Raw genomic sequence first — 19,673 nt, forward strand, 5'->3', positions numbered from 1 at the left:
TGGCCATGAAAGTGTATTTCGCGTCGGACCATGCCGGATTTGAGGCCAAGAACAAGCTTATCGAATATGTCCGCGATCAACTCGAATGCGAAGTCGAAGATTGCGGCGCCCTGGTAAGCGATCCGCAGGACGACTATCCGGGCATCATTGCCGCTGCGGCAAGAAAACTTTCGGCGGACGTCGCTGCGGGGAAGGACAGCCGTGCCATCGTTGCGGGTGCCTCCGGACAAGGCGAAGCGATCGTCGCGAACAGGTTCAAGGGCGTTCGCTGCGCGCTCTACTATGGCGACCCGGGGAACAAGCAAGTGGACGCGTCCGGCAAGCATCTGGATATTCTGACGTCGACGCGCGAACACAACAATGCAAACGCGCTTTCCCTCGGCCTTCGGTTTCTTACGCTCGATCAAGCCAAAGACGCCGTCACGCGCTGGCTCGCGGCGCCGTTTCCCGGAGAAGCGCGCCACGCGCGCAGGATTACCCAGATAGACCAGGTTTCGTAGTATGTTCCGGTCGCATGCCGATGCGGCCGCGCCCTGGATCAGCCCGGCGATACATCTGCGCCATGGCGCTGCCGAGATGCGGACACGTGGAGAGGGCTTGATATTCCTGTGCTCCTCGCAAAACTGAACACATGACCGGCACCGACCGCATCCGCATCGACAAGTGGCTCTGGCATGCGCGGTTCTACAAGACCCGCGTGCTGGCGCAGGAGGCCGCCGAGAAGGGCCGTGTCCGGCTCAACGGCGCGCGGACCGAGAAGGCGGGACGCGGGATCAAGCTGGGCGATGTCCTGACCGTGCCGACCGGCCGCGATGCCCTTGTCGTGCGTGTGGTTGCTTTCGGGGAGCGGCGCGGGCCCGCGCCGGAGGCGCGGCGGCTGTACGAAATCGTCGCGGAGAACGGGCTTGATCCTTGAGGCCCCCCTCCCGTATGACGCTTCGCTGACCGTCGCACCGCGAATTCTCAGGGGCCGCCCGCCATGACCTATGTCGTCACCGAAGCCTGCATCAAGTGCAAGTTCATGGACTGCGTCGAGGTCTGCCCGGTGGACTGCTTCTACGAGGGTGAGAACATGCTCGTCATCCACCCCGACGAATGCATCGATTGCGGCGTCTGCGAACCGGAATGCCCGCCCGAGGCCATCAAGGCCGATACCGAGAGCGGCCTGGAGAAGTGGCTGACCCTGAACGCCGACTACGCCAAGAAGTGGCCGAACATCACCCAGCATGGCACTGCCCCGGCCGACGCCAAGGACTGGGAAGGCGTTTCCGACAAATTCGAGAAGTACTTTTCCGATAAACCCGGTTCGGGCTCGTAGAATTGACAAGGCGAAGCTGACGCCGGCGTCGTTAACACTTTTTCGTTGTCGAATTTAACCGGTTGATTTCGCGGGTCTTTTGCCGCGCGAATCGAAATTATTGCCGTCAATTCAAGAGCTTGTCACTTTGTCCTTCCGTTCACGGAGGAACTGTGATATATAATTCCACGATCTGAACCGCGAAGCAGCACCCCTCTCCGGACTGGCAACATTCCGGCGCCGGCACGCGTTTTCAGTTGCAGTGCAGTGTTAAGCCACAGGCCCTTGGGCGCGCCATCGCCGCGCGGGCCGAACGAAAGTGAACCATGACGACCAAGACCGCCCCCGCACCCGCCCCTGTCAAGCCGAAGGCCCCGGCGAACACCAACACCAAAAAGCACGACTTCAAGACCAACGACCATGTCGTCTACCCGACCCACGGCGTCGGCCGCATCATGAAGATCGAGGAACAGGAAGTCGCCGGCACGAAGCTGGAACTGTTCGTCATCACCTTCGAGAAGGACAAGATGACCCTTCGCGTGCCCACGATGAAGGCCAAGGCCGTCGGCATGCGCAAGCTCAGCTCGCCGGACATCGTGACCAACGCACTCAACACGCTGAAGGGCCGCGCCCGCGTCAAGCGCACCATGTGGTCGCGCCGCGCCCAGGAATACGAGGCGAAGATCAATTCGGGCGATCTCGTCTCGATCGCCGAGGTCGTGCGCGACCTGCACCGCGCCTCGGGCCAGCCGGAGCAGTCCTACTCGGAACGCCAGCTCTATGAAGCGGCGCTTGCCCGCATGGCGCGCGAAGTCGCGGCCGTCGAGAAGACCGACGAGCCGACCGCGGTCAAGCGCGTCGAGGGCATGCTGCTGAAGAAGGCCGCATAAGGCTTTCGGCATCGAACGCAGAAGGCCCGGTGGAAGCGCCGGGCCTTTTTCATTGCACCACCTCGATACTCTGCGGATTGGCGACCTCGATCTCCGGGCCGTTCAGCTTCTGCACGATGCCGCGGACCCGGAGGGTCTGGCCGGCATAGGCGCGCGGATCCACGCCGAGACGACGGAAATTGGGCAGGTCTTCGGGATCGATCGTCGCCGTGAAATCGCCGCGCCAGTCGGCGCCGAAATTGAGATAGGCGCGACCGTTCCTGAGCTCGGCGTTCCGCACCCGGCCCTCGACGATCTGGAACGAGCCGGTGTCGCGCGCCAGCCCGTCCGGCGAACGGACCGCATAGGCCGGAACGGACCACAGCCCGATATGTGCAGCGCGCGCCTGGGCCTCTGCCTCGAAGAGCTCGGTGTAGCATTCGGTCCGGTCCGGCGCGATCTCGACTCGCGCGAGTCCCGCTTTCAGCAAGGCCAGCTGGATCCAGACCGCGGGGGTGAGAAGCTGGCCGCGCACGCGGTCATAGCGGTCTTCTTTCGGCGGCATCGCCGTCAGCGTCAGCGGCCCCTTGCGCGCGAGCCTGTCGATCATCGCCAGCGCCTGGTCGGCGAAACCTTGCGGCGCGCGATCGGCTGCGCCGCCCGGCAGCCTGATGCCTTCGAGATGGATCGCCCGCCCATCCGTGAGGATCACCGCGCCGTTGTGCTCGACACGCAGCAATTGGCCGCCGGCGATCTCGACCGGGCCGGAACAGGCGGGATTGACGGCTGCCTCTGCGGATGCCGCGGCGAACAGAAGAGCGGCGGCGAAGGGCGGAAGCAGACGCATCGAAAGACTCCTTTTCAGTCCAGCCCCATGTCCCGCATCTTCTTGCGCAGGCTGAGCGGCCGCATGTCGGTCCAGACCTCCTGGATATAGGCGAGGCACTCGGCCTTGGTGCCGGCCTTGCCGACGGCGCTCCAGCCCAGCGGCAGGTCGCGGCCTTCCGGCCATATCGAGTATTGCTCTTCGTGATTCACGATGACCTGGTAGGTGCGGTTGTCGTCCTCGTCGTTCCAGCCCATGGCGCTCCCCTCCGTCGATGCGGCGGGATTCCTACCACAACCGGCACGCGCAGATCACGTCGCCTCGTACCAGTTGATGCCGTCATTGTCGGTGGTCCGTCGCATGCGGCCGCGGAAGCGCAGGCAGTTCAGATGCGCCAGGCTCTCGCCCGTCGCCATGCCGAAATTGCCCTGCGTGATGCGGCTGCGGAACAGCGCCGGGAAGACGTCGACCGCGCGCTTGGGCTCGGCGCAAAGCGCATGGAGCTTCTCGAGCCCCTCCTCATGGTGATCGATCAATTCCGTCAGCCGCAGCGTCGCCTTGCGGAACGGCTCGTTGTGCGACGGCAGGACCAGCGCATCGTCCGGCACGATGGTTTTCAGCTTGGCGCAGGAGTCGATCCAATCCTGCAGCGAATTGGCTTCCGGCTCGGTCGGATGCACCGAGACGTTGGAGGATATCTTGGGCAGCAGCTGGTCTCCCGAGATGAAGACGTTGAGCTCCGGACACCACAGGCAGGCATGCTCGGGCGAGTGGCCGTTGCCGCCGACCACGCGCCATTGCCGGCCGCCGATCGCGATCTCGTCGCCTTCGACGATGCGGCGATAGGAGTTGGGCAGGCGATAGACGCCATGGCCGAAGCCCCCGAACCTGGTGCGGTAGTGCTCCAGCAGATCGTCGGGGAAACCGGCGGCGCGGTAGAAGCGCAGCGCCTCGTTGGGCGCCTCCTGACCGGTGTCCGACACGAGATTGCGGCACATCAGGTATTCGGTGCGCGTGATCCAGAGCTCGACCTGGAATTTGCGCGCGAGCCAGCCGGCCAGGCCGATATGGTCCGGATGCATGTGCGTGACGATCACCCGCTCGACCTTGCGGCCCTGCATGGGGCCGGCGAAGATCTGCTCCCAGGCCTGCGTCGTCTCCTCGTTGCGGATGCCGGTGTCGACCACGGTCCAGCCGTCGCCATCTTCCAGCAGCCACAAATTGATGTGGTTGAGCTGCATGGGCAGGCGCATGCGCACCCAATGCACGCCGGGCGCCACGACGATGCTCTGGCCGATCTCGGGGCGGGTTTCGAAGGGGTAGTCGAGATTGCTGCCGGGGCGGACCCGGACTTCGGCTGCGCTCAAGGATGCGCCTTTCAGAGGTAGCGGTTGGCTCGACTATGGGTACGGCGCCGAACGGCCGTCAAGTCGGCGCAGATTTACCGCGTCCCGACGCTGCATCGGCGGCCAAGGCGCGTTATACCTCAAGGAACCCAGTTTCCCCGGAGGAACCATGCGCCGCTTCGCCCTCGCCGTTTCGCTCGCCTTAGTCGCTATCTCCGCCCAGGGTGCGGGCGTTTCCACCGATCCCAAACAGGCGCCGGCTGGCAGCTACCAGATGGAGACGCGCCATACGCAGGTCGTGTTCGCGATCAGGCATCTGGGCCTCACCGACTATTACGGCCATTTCGAGAAGGTCTCCGGCACCCTCAGCTTCAATCCCGGAGCGCCGGAGAAGAGCTCCGTCTCGGTCACGATCGACACGTCGAGCGCAAGCGTCATGAGCAGCGAGCTGGTCGGCGAGCTGATCGGTCCCAGTGTGTTCGACTCGGGCAAGTTTCCGACCGCGACCTTCGTCTCGCGCTCGGTCGAGCGCACGGGTCCGTCGAGTGGCCGGATGACCGGCGATCTGACGCTCCACGGCGTGACGCGGCCGGTCATGCTCGACGTGACGTTCAATGGCGGGCTGCAGTCGGCGATGGGCGGTCCGGCCTATGATCTCGGCTTCCATGCCACGACGACGATCAAGCGCAGCGATTTCGGCTTGGACAAGATGATGTGGTCCGGCTTCGTCGGCGACGAGGTCAAGCTGACCATCGAGGCGATGTTCGTCCAGGCGAAGGGTTGACGCGCCATGGCCGTTTCTCCGGCACGCTACGGCACCGTCGCGATGACCTTCCATTGGGTCATCGCCCTGCTGCTGATCGCGAATATCGCGCTCGGTCTCTATATGGGCGACCTGCCGCGCGGCGATCCCAACAAATTCCTGATCTTCCAGACCCACAAGTCGATCGGGCTCACCGTGCTGGTGCTCAGCTTGTTGCGGCTGGGCTGGCGGTTGTTTCATCCCGTGCCCGCGCTGCCGCTTGGGATGCATCGGCTGGCGAAGCTGGCGGCGCATGCGACGCACTACATCTTCTACTTTCTGATCGTGTTCATTCCGCTGTCGGGCTGGGTGATGGTATCCGCCTCGCCGCTCGGCAACGGCACGCTGTTCTTCGGCCTGTTCGACTGGCCCAACCTGCCTTTGTTCGCCGGGCAGACGCGGGCGCAGCTGCACGACACCCATGAACTGTTCGAGACGGCCCATGTCTGGCTGGCCTGGAGCGCGATCGTCCTGGTGCCGATCCATGTCGCAGCGGCGCTCTATCACAATTTCCTGCGGCGAGACGATGTGCTGCGCCGCATGCTGCCCGGCACGAGCATCGAGGACATGCTGTGATCCGGCTCGGCGCGGTGCTGGCCGCTCTCCTGCTCGCCGCCACGCCGGTGCTCGGCGCGCCGTGGATCGTCGACCATGCCAGGAGCCGGCTGGGCTTCAGCGTGGTGTGGAGCGGCGAGCCGCTCAACGCCACCTTCAAGTCGTGGAAGGCGGACATCGCGTTCGATCCGGCGGACCTGCCTCACGCCAAGGTCGCGGCGACCATCGATCTCGGCAGCGAGGATTCCGGCTCGGCCGACAACGACGACGGGTTGAAGGGCGCCGAAGGCTTCGCCATCGGCCAGTTCCCGACAGCAAGGTTCGAGACGACCGGTTTCGTGTCGAAGGGCGGCAACGCCTATGTCGCGACCGGACGCTTGAGCCTGCACGGCATGACCAAGCCCGTCACCCTGCCCTTCACGCTGGCCATCAGCGGCAACACGGCTCATATGGTCGGCAGGACCGTAGTCTCGCGGATCGATTTCGGGCTGGGCAGCGGGGAATGGGCGGGCGAGACGCCTGTGGCGCATGCGGTGACCATCACAGTCGACCTGACGGCGACAAAAGCGCACTGAGCGCGCTATAGAGCCGACATGGACCTCGATACGCTCGCTCGCCTGAAGGCCGCTGCCGGACCGAAAGGCTTTTCAGACGATCCCGGCGAGATCGCGCCGCATCTCGAGGAATGGCGCGGCAAATACCAGGGACGCTCGGCGCTGCTGCTCACGCCGGCGACGGCCGCGCAGGTCGCGGCGCTCCTTGCGATCTGTCACGAGACCGGCACGGCCGTCGTGCCGCAGGGCGGCAACACCGGCCTGGTCGGGGCACAGATTCCCTTCGACGGCGAGGTGATCCTGAGCCTCAAGCGGATGAACAAAGTCCGCGCGCTCGATGCGGCGGCACATACCCTGATCGTCGAGGCGGGTGTCGTGCTGGCAGATGTGCAGAAGGCGGCGGACGATGCAGATCTGCTCTTTCCCCTGAGCCTCGCCGCCGAAGGCTCGGCGACCATCGGCGGCAATCTGTCGACCAATGCGGGCGGCGTCGCGGTGCTGCGTTATGGCATGGCGCGCGACCTGGTGCTGGGGCTCGAGGTCGTGCTGGCCGACGGCCGCGTGCTCGACCTGCTGCGCACCCTGCGCAAGGACAACACGGGCTACGACCTCAAACAGCTCTTCATCGGCGCGGAAGGCACGCTGGGCGTGATCACCGCAGCGGCCCTGAAGCTCTTTCCGAAACCCGCACAGCGCGCAACGGCCTTTGTCGCGGTGCCGTCGCCGGCAGCAGCCGTCGCGCTGTTGGCGCGGATGCAACAAGCGACAGGAGGGCTCGTCTCCGCCTTCGAAATCGTGCCGCGGATCGGCGTCGAGCTCGTTGTGGCGCATATGCCGGGCGCGCGCGATCCCCTTGCCAAGCCGTCGCCCTGGTACGTGCTGGTCGAAGCGACCAGCGCGGCGCGGTTCGATCTCGACGGCGTGTTCGAAGACGTCCTGGCGGACGCGGGCGACGCCGTGATCGCCGTCAACGAAGCGCAGCGCAGCGCTTTCTGGGCCTTGCGCGAGAACATGTCCGAGGCGCAGAAGCGCGAAGGCGCCTCGATCAAGCACGACGTCTCGGTGCCGGTGAGCGCCATCCCGGCCTTTCTCGAAGAGGCCACGGCGGCGGTGCTCAAAGCCCTGCCCGGCGCGCGGCCGGTGAGCTTCGGCCATATCGGCGACGGCAATATCCATTTCAATTTCAGCGTCGCGGCGGCGGACCTGCCGCGCTGGGACGAGATCCAGCGCCTGGTCCACGACATCGTGCACAGATATGGCGGCTCGATCAGCGCCGAACACGGCATCGGCGTGCAGAAGCGCGACCAGCTCGTCCGCTACAAAAGCGAAGCGGAGCTCGACGTGATGCGGGCGCTGAAGCGGACGATGGACCCGAAGGGCATCCTCAATCCAGGCAAAGTCGTGGCTTTGTAGTTTTCCTCCCCCGTAATGGGGAGGAAAGGGCTCACGCCGCCTTGGGCAGTTTCGGCGTCGCTGCCGGCTGCACGGCGAGGACCGCCGGCCGCGCATCGCGCCGCTTGTTCGATATCGCGCTGATGGCGGCCGTCACGATGGTGGCCAGATACGGCAAACCCTGCACCGAGATCATCACCATCCAGAGCTGGATCGCAGGATCGTCCAGCGACGGGCCCGTCGCGAGCGAGAGCAGCGCCAGGCCGCAGAGGCCGAACAGCGTCGTCTCCTGCCACACCTTGCGCAGCGCCTGGCTGAGCAGCGCCTGGTCCTCGCATTTGGGCGTGCGCAGGAAGGGCTTGCCGCGGGTGAAGAGGCCGGAGATCACGGCTTTACCCACCGCATGGGTGGTCGAAAGCCCCGCGATGGACGCGACCACCGCGCCCTTGAAGCCGGATTGCACCTTCTGCGGATAGAGCAGCAGCGTCTTGAGCGTCTTGGCGGCGAACAGCGCCAGCGCCGCGGCGGACAGGGCCGGCAGCGGCACGTCGAAATCCTGCGGCGCGGCCCACATCAGCGCGGTCCAGATCAGCGCCATATAGGTCACGATCATGCCGAGCCCGTCGGAGATCCAAGGCAGCCAGCCGACCAGGAACTGATAGCGTTGCGCCGCCGACAGCTTGGAGCGGCCGAGGAAGATCGCGCCGGCGTGGCGCTTCATGATCTGCATGGCGCCGTAGACCCAGCGGTAGCGCTGGCCGATGAAGGCGTCGAGCGTGTCGGGCATCACGCCCTTGCCCATGCTCTCGGGGATATAGGCCGCGCCGTAGCCGGCCTCGAACAGCTTGAGGCCGAGCTCGGTATCCTCGGTGATGCACCAGGTCGCCCAGCCGCCGACTTCCTCGAGCGCATGTTTTCGCACGATGGTCATCGTGCCGTGCTGGATGATCGCATTGTGCTCGTTGCGCTCGACCATGCCGATGTGGAAGAAGCCGCGATATTCCTCATAGGCCATCGCCTTGAAGATGTTCTGCTGCGCGTCGCGATAGTCCTGCGGACCCTGGACCAGCGCGATCTCGGGCGCCGCGAAGAACGGCAGTGCGCGCCGCAGCCAGAAGGGCTCGACCTGATAATCGCTGTCGATCACCGCGATGTAGTCGGTGTCGGGCCGCGTCAGGCGCAGCGCCTCGTTCAGCGCGCCGGCCTTGAAGCCGGCCATGTCGTCGTAGTGATAGAAGCGGAAGCGCTCGCCCAGCGCGGCGCAATGCGCTTCGACCGGCTTCCAGGTCGCCGCGTCGGGCGTGTTGTTGTCCAGCACGATGACGTCGAAATTGTCGTAGTCGAGCCGGGCCAGCGCATCGAGCGTCTCGATCATCATCGCCGGCGGCTCGTCGTAGCACGGCACATGGATGCAGACGCGCGGGCTGGTCTGCGGGATCGCGGCGCGAACCGCGCGGCGCTCGACCCGCCACAGGCTCGCCGCCAGCTCGATGCCTTCGGTGAGGATCACCGTCGACGCCAGCAGCACCAGCGGGATCATCGCGATGATCATCGCAAGGTCCTCGGGATCGACATATTCCAGCGAGCTGGCGTCGATGAGCACCAGCAGGCCGGTCGTCACCACCGCGACGAGCGCCCCCATCACGAGATAGCCCTGCTGCCGCATGCGCGGCATGGAACCGAGGATCAGGAGGCCCAGCACCAAGGTGAGCACCGAGGCGAACAGCGCGTAGGTGCGCCAGGCCGGGAAGGTCCGCAGCAATCCGGTGAAGCCGAATTTCGGCGTGCCGAGCGCGTCGTAAAGGCCCCAATTGGCGCCCACCGAACCTTCATTGCCGCCCTTCCAGGGCTGGTCGTAGGCCTCGAGCAGATAGTAGTCGTAGCCCTTCTCCATCGCGAGCTGGACGAAGCCGCGCATGAAATAGGCCTCATTGGCGATCGAGGGTTCGGCGAAGCGTTTCGTGCGCCCTTCGGACGGCCAGCCGGCCTCGCCGATGATCACCGGCTTGTCGGGGAATTCCTCGGCGACGTCGTTGTAGGCATGTTCGAGGAATTTCAGCGAGTCGTGCGCCGACATGCCTTCCCAATAGGGCAGCAGGTGCACCGAGACGACGTCGACATATTGCCCGATCTCCGGCGTCAGCAGCCAGGTCGACCACGGCTCGGCGGTGGTGATCTTGATGCGGCTGGGCAGCGCGTCGCGCACCCGCTTGATGTAGCCGTTGAGCTGGTCCGGCGTGACGAAGCCCATGAGGATCGCCTCATTGCCGACGAACACACGGTCGATGACGCGGCGATTGGCCAGCGCCGTCTTGATGCAGAGCGCCAGCTCCGTCTCGTTCTGCTCGAGGTCGGCGGAGATCCAGCAGCCCAGCGAGACCGTCAGGCCATGGCGCCGCGCGATCTCCGGCACCTTGTCCATGCCGCCGGCGACCGTATAGGTGCGGATGCGGCCGGTGAGCTGGGAGAGCTGCGCCATGTCGCGCTCGATCTGTTCGGGCGTGATATGGGCATGGTCGCGCAGCGAGAAGACATGGCTGGGGGCATAGGTGATGCCGCGCACCTGGCCGTCCCAGTCCGGGGCGACGACCGTGTAGTCCCGGCTCGCCCAGAACAGCACCGAGGCGCCGACGACCAGGCACAGCGCCACGGCGATCCGAAGCTTGCCGCCCCGGGTCCCGTCACGCCAGCCGCTCAGGACCGCCTTGAACACGTCCGCTCTCGCCTGAAGCTATGCCGGCGCTACGATCCGGTCGCGCAATATGCGCAACAGGAAGTTCCGCGGCGGGGTTCCGGTTCCATGCCTATTGCTGGCTGTCGGGATTGTCCGGATCCTGTCCGGGCGGCGGCTGCTTGGCATGGTTGGTCGCCAGCAACTCCATATCGAAGACGAGGACCTGGTTGGGCGGGATCAGTCCGTCGCCTGCGCCGCGCGCGCCATAGGCGAGGTTCGATGGGATCACCAGATGCCATTTGTCGCCGACCCGCATGAGGCCGAGCGCCTCGGTCCAGCCCGGGATGAGCTTGTTCACCGTGAAGGTCGCTGGCGTCATGGCCTCGGTGCCGTCGAAGATCTTGCCGTTGATCAGCATGCCGGTATAGGAAACCTGGACCTCATCGGTCGGCAGCGGCCGGGCGCCGAAACCGTTCTTGATGATGCTGTATTGCAGCCCGCTTGGCCGGATGACGACGCCCGGCTTATGGGCGTTGGCCGACAAATAGGCCGCATTCGCATCGGCGCTCAGCGAGGGATCGGCCGCCCGGACATCGGTCGCCGCGAAAGACAGGAACGCGGTCAGCGCGGCCAAGATGGCCCCGAAACGCTTCATGGACGAACTCCCTCGTGATGTTGCAGCAGCATATCTCAAAATTGCGCCACGCACTCAATCGGATAGATGACGCCCGCCGGCGGTGCGGCGCCAGGGATTTGCCCCCTGCGGTTACGGGGCGCAGGCCTAGTGTCAATTGCCGCGGACGAGCCGTCCGAACCAGGACGATTTCCGGGCGGGTTTGGCCAAAACCTGGCCGATCGGACCGGGCCGCAGGGCGCCGGGCGATTCGGCCTTGGCAGCCGGGGCGGCGGCCTTCGCGGCCGGCTTTGGCACGGGCGCGGCGGTCCTGGCCTCGATGACGGGCTCCAGCGCCTTGGGCGCGGGGCGGAGCGGGGCTGGGGCTGCCACCGGCACGACGGGCATCTGGACCGGCTTGAAATCGTTGGGCCCGATGCCGGCGGTCATGAATTTCTTGGACCAAGCCTCCTCCGGGCTCACCGCAAAAGCGGTGCTCACGGATTTGGGCGCGGGAGCGTTCAACGCCTCGGAGAACTGGCGGTCCTTCACGCCGCGGATCAGGCGGTCCAGGCGCTCGGCGCCGTCCGCCAGGGATCCAACCGGGTTTGCGAGTCTCTCGGCCATCGTCAGCCTCCACCCTGTCTGCTATGCCACTGGAAGCCGCCTTCGCGGCTGATGATCGCGACGTCGATGGCGCCGCCGACCGTCTGCTTCTGCGCCATGATACGCTTTTTGAAGACGTTGAGCGAGACCAGCTCGCGCGCCGTCTCGGCCAATTCGTTGCGCGAGGCGATCTCGAGCACCCGCAGCACCGGGTTGATATAGGCGTGCTGCTGGTAGTCGCCGATGATGCCGCGGAACACGTCGAAATATTGCGGGATATAGGCCGACTGGAACTGGCGGCGGATATCCTCCTTAACCACCGGATCGGCATTCGGGAAAGCCCCGATCACCTGGTCGACCAGGCCGTGCATCAGCATGTTCAACGCGCCATAGACTCGGCGCTCCAGGCCGAAATCGATTCCGCGGATGAAGGCGTTGGTGACCTCGCTGTCGGCGAAGACGCGTATCTTCGAGCGGGTGTCGCCGTCGATCTGGTCGAACGACGCTTCGGCGCGCTTGACGATGCCGCCGACGATCGCCGAGACGAACCACGTCGTGACGACGGGATAGCGCTCCTCCGAACCGAAACCGGCGAACACCAGGCCCGTGACGTCCTCGAGGAACAGATCCTTCACGACGCAGAAGACGGCGATCTCCTTCAGGCGTCCGAGCGCCTGCTTGCCCAAGCCGAAGGGCTGGAAGGCATAGGCGATCACCTCGTCCGCTTCGCTCGCATAGTCGCGGCGCACCGTCTCGCCGAAGCCCGCAGGAAAGCAGGAGAGATCGCCGCGCGGCGTCCCGTCGTCGCGGAACTGATAGTCGCGCCAGACCCGCTCGATCGCCTCTTCGAGGATCGTGGCGTCGGAAATGCTTGCGCGCTCCTCGCCGCCGGACTCGCGCAGATATTGCGCGAGATGGAAGATGTAGCGGAACACCGAGGCAAGCAGCCGCTTGTATTCGTCGCGCTGCCGGTTCTTGGGGAAGAACTCCTCGAGATTGTCCAGCATGCCGACATAGCCACGCGCATAGTCGCGGATATGCGGCAGGGCGCCGGATTTGGAGATCTTCTGGTAATGCTCGATCAGGTGCTCCCAGGGATGGCCCATCATGTCGGCGACGCCGAAGAACATCACGCCGACCGGATGGCCGCCGACGAGATTGTAGAGCTTGCGCTGGTCGTTGCGCACGACGACCGTGCCGCCGTCGATCAGGGTCACGGCGGAGTCGGCGGCAAGCGCCACCGCGCGCTGATTCATCACCGCGATCTCGGATGTCATGCGAACCCTGCCCCACTCGTTAAGGCCGAGTATTCCACAGCCGGATGGCAATTGGGAGGCGGCGAAAAATCATGGTGAACGCGCGAGTTGCCGGCCCCGAGGCCAGCCGATACGGTCGCGCCAGCAAAAACCGGAGGAACTTTCATGTATAGGCCATTCGATCTCAGCGGCAAGGTCGCGCTCGTCACCGGCGGCAATGGCGGCATCGGCCTCGGCATGGCCGAGGCGCTGGCCCAGGCCGGCGCCGACGTCGCGATCTGGGGCACCAATGAGGCGAAGAACGCCGAAGCGGTGGCGAAGCTGAAAGCGCATGGCAAGCGTGCGGAAGCCGCCAAGGTCAATGTCGCGAACGAGGCGGAGGTCGTCGAGGCGATGGCCGCAATCGTCAAGCAATTCGGCCGCGTCGACACCGTGATCGCCAATGCCGGCATCGGCGGTGGGGCGCGCTCCTTCAGCGAGATGACGACCGAGACCTGGCGCCGGGTCCATGCGGTGAACGCCGAGGGTGCGTTCTGGACGCTGCGCGAGGCCTGCAAGCACATGGTGGAGCGCGCGGGCAAGGGCGACGCGGGCGGTTCTGTGGTCGGCGTCGCGTCGCTCGCCGGCCTCGAAGGCGCCGGCCGCAACGAGGCCTATAGCGCCACCAAGGGCGCGGTGCTGGCGATGATGCGCTCCATCGCGGTCGAGCATGCGCGCTATGGCATCCGCGCCAATTCGATCGCGCCGGGCTGGATCGCCACCGACATGACGGCCGGCGCACAGAGCTCGTCCGTGTTCTCCGAGAAGGTGATCCCGCGCGTCCCGATGCGGCGCTGGGGCACGCCCGAGGATTTCGGCGGCATCGCAGTGTATCTCGCGAGCGACGCTTCGAAATACCACACGGGCGATACGTTCGTGATCGACGGCGGGTATCTGGTGTTCTAACGCGCCTTCACCACCGGCAAATGCTTCAGCGCCAGCGGCAGGAACGTCTTGAGGATCGCCTTCCTGCCGCCGCGCTGCCCTGCCGCCCAGTCGAGTTCGCCGCCGAGCGCGAGATGCGAGAAGCCGTGCACGATGGACCACACTGCCATCAGAAGGCCGTAGCCATCCGGCGGCATCGGCGTGCCGCTCTTCACGCCGGCCGCAAAGCGGACGGCCTCCTCCAGGACGCCGAAGGCCCGCGCACCCGCCTCCTGCAGGCCCGGATAGCCGAAATCGTATCTGCCATGCAGGAACATGAGCTGGAACCGCGCCGGGTTGGACAGCGCGAACGTCACATAGGCCGTGCCTTGCCCCGTCAGCCGCGCCTGCGGATCGCCGCCGCCCTTCGCATCGGCCGCCGCCAGCGCCTCACCGAAATCCCGAAAGCCGCGCAGGGCGACCTCCGCCAGCAGACCCTTGGCGTCCTTGAAGTGATGCGCGGGCGCCGCGGGCGAAACGCCGGCGCGGCGCGCGGCTTCGCGCAAGGTGAAGCCGTCCACGCCCCGTTCCAGAATGATCGCCTCGGCGGCGGCGACCAGCTGGTCCTTGAGGTCGCCGTGATGATAGGCGCGCTTTTTTCCCGTCTTCGCCGGCCGCTTAATCTTGACGCTGTTCAAATCGATCCCTAACCTATCTGTACGCTGTTAAGATGTTATCGACCGGAGGGACCTATGGAAAGTGGCATCGGACGGTTCGGACTGTGGACGATGGCGTTCCTCGCGGTCGGCGTCGCAATCCACGCCTTGCGCTATGCCGCGGTTCCGGCCGATGTCTGGCTCGGTATCGACGCCGGCATCCGCGGCGTCATCGCGCGGGTGCCGTTGCAGGCGCTGACTCACATGATCGTGGCGCCCATCGCGCTGCTGGTCGGCCCGTTCCAGTTCATGCCCAGGCTGCGCGCGCGGCGGCCGAAGCTGCATCGCACCTTGGGCAAGGTTTATGTGGCGGCCTGCATCGTGGCGGGCCTCGGCGCGCTCGCGACGGCGCCCTTTGCCTCTGGCGGTCCGGTCGCCGGCCTCGGTTTTGCGACGCTGGCGGTGCTGTGGATCACGACGACCGCCGGCGCCTGGCGGGCCGCAGTCCAGCGGAAGTTCGCGCTGCACCGGCTGCTGATGCGCTTCAGCTATGCGATGACCTTCGGCGCGGTAACGCTGCGCCTGCAGATACCGTTCGGGTTCGTTTTTTTCGGCTTCCACAGTTACAGCGCGATGTCGGTCTGGCTCGCCTACACGTCGTGGATTCCGAACGTGATCGTGGTGGCGCTCTATGCGATGTGGGAGGCGCTGCGCCGCAACCGGCCCTCCACGGCCCTCACAACGGCATGAATTCGTAGCCCATCATGCCGGACGACATCGTCTTGCCCCCCGCCGATGCATAGAGCGCGTTCGCTGCCGCATTCTCGTCTTCTGTGAGGACCCAGGCGTTGACGCAGCCGAGTGCGCGGCCGCGGCCGAGCAAGGCCGCGACCACCTGCCGGCCGATCCCCTGGCGCTGATGCGACGGCGCGGTGCCGACCTCGTTGATCCACAACTCCCGCGGCTTGTCCGGATGGATGTAGTCGACGCCCGATGCGAAGCCGACCACCACGCCGTCCGACAAGGCCACGGCGATGTGATGGCGCGGGTCGGCGAGAAATTCGCGGGCGAGCGCAGGGTCCACGGGATGGTCGAAAACACCCGGCGCGACGCGCGCCAGCACGGCTTCCTCGCCTGGGCCGAGCATTCTGATCTCGATGGACATGTGTACCGTCCGGTCAAACGATCCGTACACAAACAAAAAGGGACGCCCGTTTTCCGGACATCCCGATATGGGAGATAGTTTAGAGCCGAAGAAACAGACTGGCAAGCCCTCTTCCGGTGTAATAGATGACATCCCCTCACATGCGGAACAGGGGATATCCATGATGGCCTGCGGCCTCGACTTCGGCACTTCCAATTCGGCGATCGGCGTGATGTCCGGCAACGCGCCCACGCTCGCTCCTGTCGAAGGGCTTGAGACGCTGATCCCCAGCGCCGTGTTCTTCGATTACGAGACCAAGGGCCGGGTCCTGTTCGGTGCCGAGGCGATCGCAACCTATATCGGCCAGCACGACGGGCGGCTGATGCGGGCGCTCAAATCGATCCTCGGCTCGCCGCTGATCGACGAGAAGACCGCGCTCGGCTCGAAGATGGTGGCGCTCACCGACGTGGTCGAGATCTTCGTGCGGCACCTGAAGGAGAAGGCCGAGGCCTTCGCGGGCGAGGAGCTGACCGCCGTCGTGCATGGCCGCCCGGTACGCTTCGTCGACGACGACGATGCGGCCGATGCCAAGGCCGAGCGGGTGCTGACCGGCATCGCCAACCGCGTCGGCTTCCGCGACGTGGCGTTCGTCTACGAGCCGATCGCCGCGGCCTATCGCTATGAGGAAACCGCCAGCGCCGAAGAGGTCGTGCTGATCGCCGACATCGGCGGCGGCACGTCCGACTTCACCGTCATCCGGATCGGACCGGAGCGGATGCGCCGCATCGACCGGACGGACGACATCCTCGCCAATGACGGCGTGCGGATCGGCGGCACGGATTTCGATGCGCTGCTGAGCCTGGACGCGGTGATGCCGCAATTGGGACTGGGCACGCAACTGATCGAAAAGAACCTGCCGATGCCCAATTCGCTCTATTACGAGCTGGCGACCTGGTCGACGATCAACTTCGCCTACACCTTCCAGAACGAGCGCATGCTCATCGAGCTTGTCGCCGGCGCGCGCGAACCGGAGAAGGTCGCACGGCTGCTCAAGGTGGTGCGCGACCGCCTCGGCCACCGCATCGCCTTTGCGGTTGAGGACGGCAAGATCGCGCTCAGCGAGGCGCAGAGCGTCGCCCTGCCCTTGGACTTCATCGATTCCGCCCTGGCGGCGCAGGCTACGCGCGACGGCTTCGACCGCGCGATTGCGGCGCGGACGGAGCGGCTCTTCCGCACCGCGTCCGACTGTATCCGCGACGCAGGGCTGGCCCCTGCCGCCATCCAGACCATATTTTTCACGGGCGGCTCGGGACGGGTGCCTGCCGTGCGCGAGGCGATCATGCGCGCGGCACCAAGCGCGCGCGCGACGACGGGCTCGGATTTCCTTTCCGTTGCGTTAGGCTTGACGCGAGAGGCGCATAAGCGGTTTGGATAGGCTTCGACCTCCCCTCAAGGGGAGATAAAAAGCCGAGGAAAACGTCCATGACCATCCGCACGCCACTCTGCGACATGCTCGGCATCCAGTATCCCATCATGCTGGCGGGCATGGGCGGCGTGTCCTATGGCGAACTTGCCGCGGCGGTGTCGGAAGCGGGCGGCTTCGGCACGCTGGGCATGGCGGGGCGCTCGCCGGACGAGATCAAGCATGAGATGAAGGTCGTGCGCGACAAGACCGACAAGCCCTTCGGCGTCGACCTCCTCGCCGCAGTGCCCGAATCGCTGGAGCGCACGGCCGACATCATCATCGAAGGCGGCGCGAAGGCGTTCATCTCGGGGCTCGGCGTGCCGCCGCCGCATCTGGTCAAGAAATTCCACGACGCGGGCCTGAAAGTCATGAACGTCAACGGCACGGTCAAGCACGCACGCTCGGCCGAGGCCGGCGGGCTCGACGCCGTCGTCGCGCAGGGCACCGAGGCGGGCGGTCACACCGGGCGCGTCGCGGGCATGGCGCTGATCCCGCAGATCGCTGACGCGGTGAAGATTCCCGTGATCGCCGCCGGCGCCATCGTCGACGGCCGCGGCTTGGCCGCCGCCCTAGCGTTGGGCGCCCAGGGCGTGTGGATGGGGACGCGCTTCATCGCCGCCACCGAGGCGCATGCCGGCGGGCTCTACAAGCAGGTGATCGTCGACGCGACGGATGAGGACACGGTCATCACCCGCTCCTATTCGGGCAAGCCGATGCGCGTCTTCAAGAACGAATGGGTGGCGGAGTGGGAAAAACGGCCCCAGGATATCAAGCCGTTTCCGGCGCAGGCGATCTTGTCGACCCAGGCCGGGGTGATGGGCGGGATCGGCGGCCAGATCGAAGGCCTGTCGCGCGAGCGCTCCGCCTTTGCCATGGGCCAGGGCGCGGGCGGAATCGCGGCGGTGAAGTCGTCTCGCGAGATCATCACGGAGATCATGGCCGAAGCCGAAGACGTGATCGCGCGGCTGGCTGCGCTGGCCCGGACGGCAGCAAAGTCCGGATAAATTTATATTTGCCGAGTTCTTGGTGCGCTGCATTCAATCTTTGTTTTGACTGTACTCGCCAATCGTGAGCCAATCTCCGCGCAATCGAGCGGAGATTCACGTCATGACCACGTCGTTCGTCATTCCGGGCGTATCGCGTCGCGTGTTTCTGGGCACGGCAGCGGCCGCCGCGGGATCAACGATGTTGCCCGTCCGGGCCGCGCCGGCCAAGGCGAAGTACACCCGCTGGAACGCCACCAGCCCGCAGGGCATGGCGATGCTGGCGAGCTACGCCGTCGCGATCAAACGGATGCTGGAGCTGAAGCCGGATCATCCGCACAACTGGTTCCGCAACGCGTTCGTCCACGCGATGGACTGCCCGCACGGCAATTGGTGGTTCTTCACCTGGCACCGGCCCTTCGTCGGCTATTTCGAGCAGACGGTGCGCGACCTGAGCGGCAACAAGGATTTCGCCTTTCCGTACTGGGACTGGACGCAAACGCCGCGCATCCCGGCGCAGATGTTCGACGGCGTGCTCGACCCGAGCTATCCCGCCTACAATCCCTATATCGCGAATTTCGACACGTTCTTCAAATACATGAACCCGGCGCTGGAGGCCTATTGGAAGGGGCTTTCGTCCGACCAGCTCGGCCAGCTCAACACGCGCGGCATGCCGACGCTCGACTCGCTATGGCAGCAGGTCAAGGACTACCAGCAGAGCGCGATGTTCGCGACGACGCCGAATGCGCGCTACCTGACCAAGACCAATCCGTCGCTGGACGAGAAGACCAAGGTCGCGGTCTCGCTCAACACCGTGCTGTCGGGGCTGAAGCCGAACAGCTTCGCCACGTTCAATTCCGTCCAGACCCCGTCGCACAACACGGCGCCCACCAGCGGCGACGTCTTCGCGATCCTCGAGGGCCAGCCCCACAACAAGACGCACAACAATATCGGCGGCGTCGGCCACATCCCGAACAAGGACTATCTGAAGTTCGGCTACATGGCGGACAACCTGTCGCCGGTCGATCCGGTGTTCTTCCTGCACCACGCCAACATGGACCGGTTGTGGGACGTGTGGACGCGCAAGCAGCAGGCGGCAGGCCTTCCTTATCTGCCGACCGGCGACGAGTGGACGACCTTCGCCAAGGAGCCGTTCCTCTTCTACATCGATGCCAACGGCAATCCGGCACTGCGCAAGACCGCCGGCGAAAGCGTCGAGATCGCCGGCTTCGACTACGACTACCAGCCGGGCTCGGGCGAAGGGATCATTCACGCCCCGCCGGTCGCAGCCGTCGCCGCGGCCGCGCCGATCGTCGGCGCGGTCAGCAATGGCGAGGGGGCCGTGACGGTACCGGCCGGCCTGCTGGCGGCGGTCCGGAACCACACGCTGGTGGCGTCGATCACCATTCCACATCCCATGTCGGGCGGCGAGCCGCGCGAATACGACGTGCTGGTCAATGCGCCGCCGGGTACGCAGGCGGTAAGCGCGAGCAGCCCCTATTACGTCGCCACGATCTCGTTCTTCGGCTTCATGCCGGGCATGATGTCGAACGACGTGACGTTCCAGGTGCCGATCAACAAACTGCCGCCGGCCGCCAAGGGCAAGGCAGCGGGCGACCTGGTCTTCACCGTCGTGCCGTCGACCGCGGTGCCCAATGTGCGCGCCACGCCCAATGGCGTCGGTGCTGCCGCCCCGCTGCTGCGGGCCGTGTCGGTGTCGGTCCAGCCCTGA

The 19,673-nt window shown here is 65.5% G+C and carries 22 protein-coding genes; 13 read left to right on the forward strand and 9 right to left on the reverse strand.

The annotated features are described in order from the left end of the window. Positions 1 to 5 precede the first annotated feature (5 nt). The 4 genes from WDM91_03470 (at position 6) to WDM91_03485 (ending at position 2,187) form a co-directional block, all read left to right on the forward strand. Complete coding sequence (locus WDM91_03470) at positions 6 to 500, forward strand: RpiB/LacA/LacB family sugar-phosphate isomerase (GenBank protein ID MEI9993632.1); 495 nt, start codon at positions 6 to 8, stop codon at positions 498 to 500. A 131-nt stretch (positions 501 to 631) separates the two neighbouring features. Further along, entirely contained in the window at positions 632 to 916 is a 285-nt protein-coding gene (locus tag WDM91_03475; protein MEI9993633.1) for an RNA-binding S4 domain-containing protein, read from the forward strand. Between the two features lie 63 nt (positions 917 to 979). Beyond that, positions 980 to 1,318 (forward strand): ferredoxin FdxA, encoded by a 339-nt coding sequence (gene fdxA / locus WDM91_03480; protein MEI9993634.1) that lies wholly within the window; start codon positions 980 to 982, stop codon positions 1,316 to 1,318. A gap of 305 nt (positions 1,319 to 1,623) precedes the next feature. Then, positions 1,624 to 2,187, forward strand: coding sequence for a CarD family transcriptional regulator (locus tag WDM91_03485; GenBank protein ID MEI9993635.1), 564 nt, complete (start codon positions 1,624 to 1,626; stop codon positions 2,185 to 2,187). Between the two features lie 49 nt (positions 2,188 to 2,236). On the opposite strand, the gene WDM91_03490 is transcribed toward WDM91_03485, so the two are convergent. Genes WDM91_03490 through WDM91_03500 form a run of 3 tightly spaced genes read right to left on the reverse strand, consistent with a single transcriptional unit; the run spans position 2,237 to position 4,359 of the window. Further along, entirely contained in the window at positions 2,237 to 3,013 is a 777-nt protein-coding gene (locus WDM91_03490) for a thermonuclease family protein (protein MEI9993636.1), read from the reverse strand. A gap of 14 nt (positions 3,014 to 3,027) precedes the next feature. After that, on the reverse strand, positions 3,028 to 3,249 hold the full coding sequence (locus WDM91_03495; GenBank protein MEI9993637.1) for an MbtH family protein: 222 nt from the start codon (positions 3,247 to 3,249) through the stop codon (positions 3,028 to 3,030). Between the two features lie 54 nt (positions 3,250 to 3,303). Next, on the reverse strand, positions 3,304 to 4,359 hold the full coding sequence (locus WDM91_03500; protein MEI9993638.1) for an MBL fold metallo-hydrolase: 1,056 nt from the start codon (positions 4,357 to 4,359) through the stop codon (positions 3,304 to 3,306). Positions 4,360 to 4,507: 148 nt separating this feature from the next. Here WDM91_03500 and WDM91_03505 point away from each other — a divergent pair, with 148 nt between their 5' ends. Genes WDM91_03505 through WDM91_03520 form a run of 4 tightly spaced genes read left to right on the forward strand, consistent with a single transcriptional unit; the run spans position 4,508 to position 7,662 of the window. Beyond that, positions 4,508 to 5,122 carry a YceI family protein gene (locus WDM91_03505; protein MEI9993639.1) on the forward strand — a complete coding sequence of 205 codons (615 nt, stop codon included), beginning with the start codon at positions 4,508 to 4,510 and terminating at the stop codon, positions 5,120 to 5,122. A 6-nt stretch (positions 5,123 to 5,128) separates the two neighbouring features. After that, on the forward strand, positions 5,129 to 5,716 hold the full coding sequence (locus WDM91_03510; GenBank protein MEI9993640.1) for a cytochrome b: 588 nt from the start codon (positions 5,129 to 5,131) through the stop codon (positions 5,714 to 5,716). After that, positions 5,713 to 6,270, forward strand: coding sequence for a YceI family protein (locus WDM91_03515; protein ID MEI9993641.1), 558 nt, complete (start codon positions 5,713 to 5,715; stop codon positions 6,268 to 6,270). The genes WDM91_03510 and WDM91_03515 overlap by 4 nt, the downstream gene beginning before the upstream one ends. 18 nt (positions 6,271 to 6,288) lie before the next feature. Beyond that, positions 6,289 to 7,662, forward strand: coding sequence for an FAD-binding oxidoreductase (locus tag WDM91_03520; GenBank protein ID MEI9993642.1), 1,374 nt, complete (start codon positions 6,289 to 6,291; stop codon positions 7,660 to 7,662). A 31-nt stretch (positions 7,663 to 7,693) separates the two neighbouring features. On the opposite strand, the gene WDM91_03525 is transcribed toward WDM91_03520, so the two are convergent. The 4 genes from WDM91_03525 to WDM91_03540 form a co-directional block, all read right to left on the reverse strand. After that, positions 7,694 to 10,354, reverse strand: a complete 2,661-nt coding sequence (locus tag WDM91_03525; GenBank protein MEI9993643.1) for a glycosyltransferase family 2 protein — start codon at positions 10,352 to 10,354, stop codon at positions 7,694 to 7,696. A 91-nt stretch (positions 10,355 to 10,445) separates the two neighbouring features. Continuing rightward, positions 10,446 to 10,970: an FKBP-type peptidyl-prolyl cis-trans isomerase gene (locus WDM91_03530; protein MEI9993644.1), complete on the reverse strand. Its 525-nt coding sequence runs from the start codon at positions 10,968 to 10,970 to the stop codon at positions 10,446 to 10,448. 132 nt (positions 10,971 to 11,102) lie between these two features. Continuing rightward, positions 11,103 to 11,555, reverse strand: a complete 453-nt coding sequence (locus WDM91_03535; protein ID MEI9993645.1) for a hypothetical protein — start codon at positions 11,553 to 11,555, stop codon at positions 11,103 to 11,105. Between the two features lie 2 nt (positions 11,556 to 11,557). Next, the gene (locus WDM91_03540) at positions 11,558 to 12,811 is read right to left on the reverse strand and encodes a hypothetical protein (protein MEI9993646.1); all 1,254 of its coding nucleotides are present in this window, start codon (positions 12,809 to 12,811) and stop codon (positions 11,558 to 11,560) included. Positions 12,812 to 12,955: 144 nt separating this feature from the next. On the opposite strand from WDM91_03540, the gene WDM91_03545 reads away from it, so the two are divergent. Continuing rightward, on the forward strand, positions 12,956 to 13,735 hold the full coding sequence (locus WDM91_03545) for an SDR family oxidoreductase (protein MEI9993647.1): 780 nt from the start codon (positions 12,956 to 12,958) through the stop codon (positions 13,733 to 13,735). Here the strand turns inward: WDM91_03545 and WDM91_03550 are convergent. Continuing rightward, positions 13,732 to 14,391 carry a TetR/AcrR family transcriptional regulator gene (locus WDM91_03550; GenBank protein ID MEI9993648.1) on the reverse strand — a complete coding sequence of 220 codons (660 nt, stop codon included), beginning with the start codon at positions 14,389 to 14,391 and terminating at the stop codon, positions 13,732 to 13,734. The two genes, WDM91_03545 and WDM91_03550, sit on opposite strands and share 4 nt — an antisense overlap. A gap of 54 nt (positions 14,392 to 14,445) precedes the next feature. Here WDM91_03550 and WDM91_03555 point away from each other — a divergent pair, with 54 nt between their 5' ends. Next, complete coding sequence (locus WDM91_03555) at positions 14,446 to 15,099, forward strand: DUF2306 domain-containing protein (protein MEI9993649.1); 654 nt, start codon at positions 14,446 to 14,448, stop codon at positions 15,097 to 15,099. Here the strand turns inward: WDM91_03555 and WDM91_03560 are convergent. Further along, positions 15,086 to 15,514 carry a GNAT family N-acetyltransferase gene (locus tag WDM91_03560; protein ID MEI9993650.1) on the reverse strand — a complete coding sequence of 143 codons (429 nt, stop codon included), beginning with the start codon at positions 15,512 to 15,514 and terminating at the stop codon, positions 15,086 to 15,088. The genes WDM91_03555 and WDM91_03560 overlap by 14 nt on opposite strands. A gap of 160 nt (positions 15,515 to 15,674) precedes the next feature. Between WDM91_03560 and WDM91_03565 the strand changes: the two genes are divergently transcribed. The 3 genes from WDM91_03565 to WDM91_03575 all read left to right on the forward strand — a co-directional run bounded on the left by WDM91_03565 (position 15,675) and on the right by WDM91_03575 (position 19,673). Beyond that, on the forward strand, positions 15,675 to 16,928 hold the full coding sequence (locus WDM91_03565; GenBank protein ID MEI9993651.1) for an Hsp70 family protein: 1,254 nt from the start codon (positions 15,675 to 15,677) through the stop codon (positions 16,926 to 16,928). A gap of 47 nt (positions 16,929 to 16,975) precedes the next feature. Further along, positions 16,976 to 17,962 (forward strand): nitronate monooxygenase family protein, encoded by a 987-nt coding sequence (locus tag WDM91_03570; GenBank protein MEI9993652.1) that lies wholly within the window; start codon positions 16,976 to 16,978, stop codon positions 17,960 to 17,962. A gap of 103 nt (positions 17,963 to 18,065) precedes the next feature. Further along, a complete protein-coding gene (locus WDM91_03575) occupies positions 18,066 to 19,673 on the forward strand; it encodes a tyrosinase family protein (GenBank protein ID MEI9993653.1) in 1,608 nt (535 codons plus the stop codon).

The organism is Rhizomicrobium sp., from assembly GCA_037200385.1.
GTDB lineage: Bacteria > Pseudomonadota > Alphaproteobacteria > Micropepsales > Micropepsaceae > Rhizomicrobium.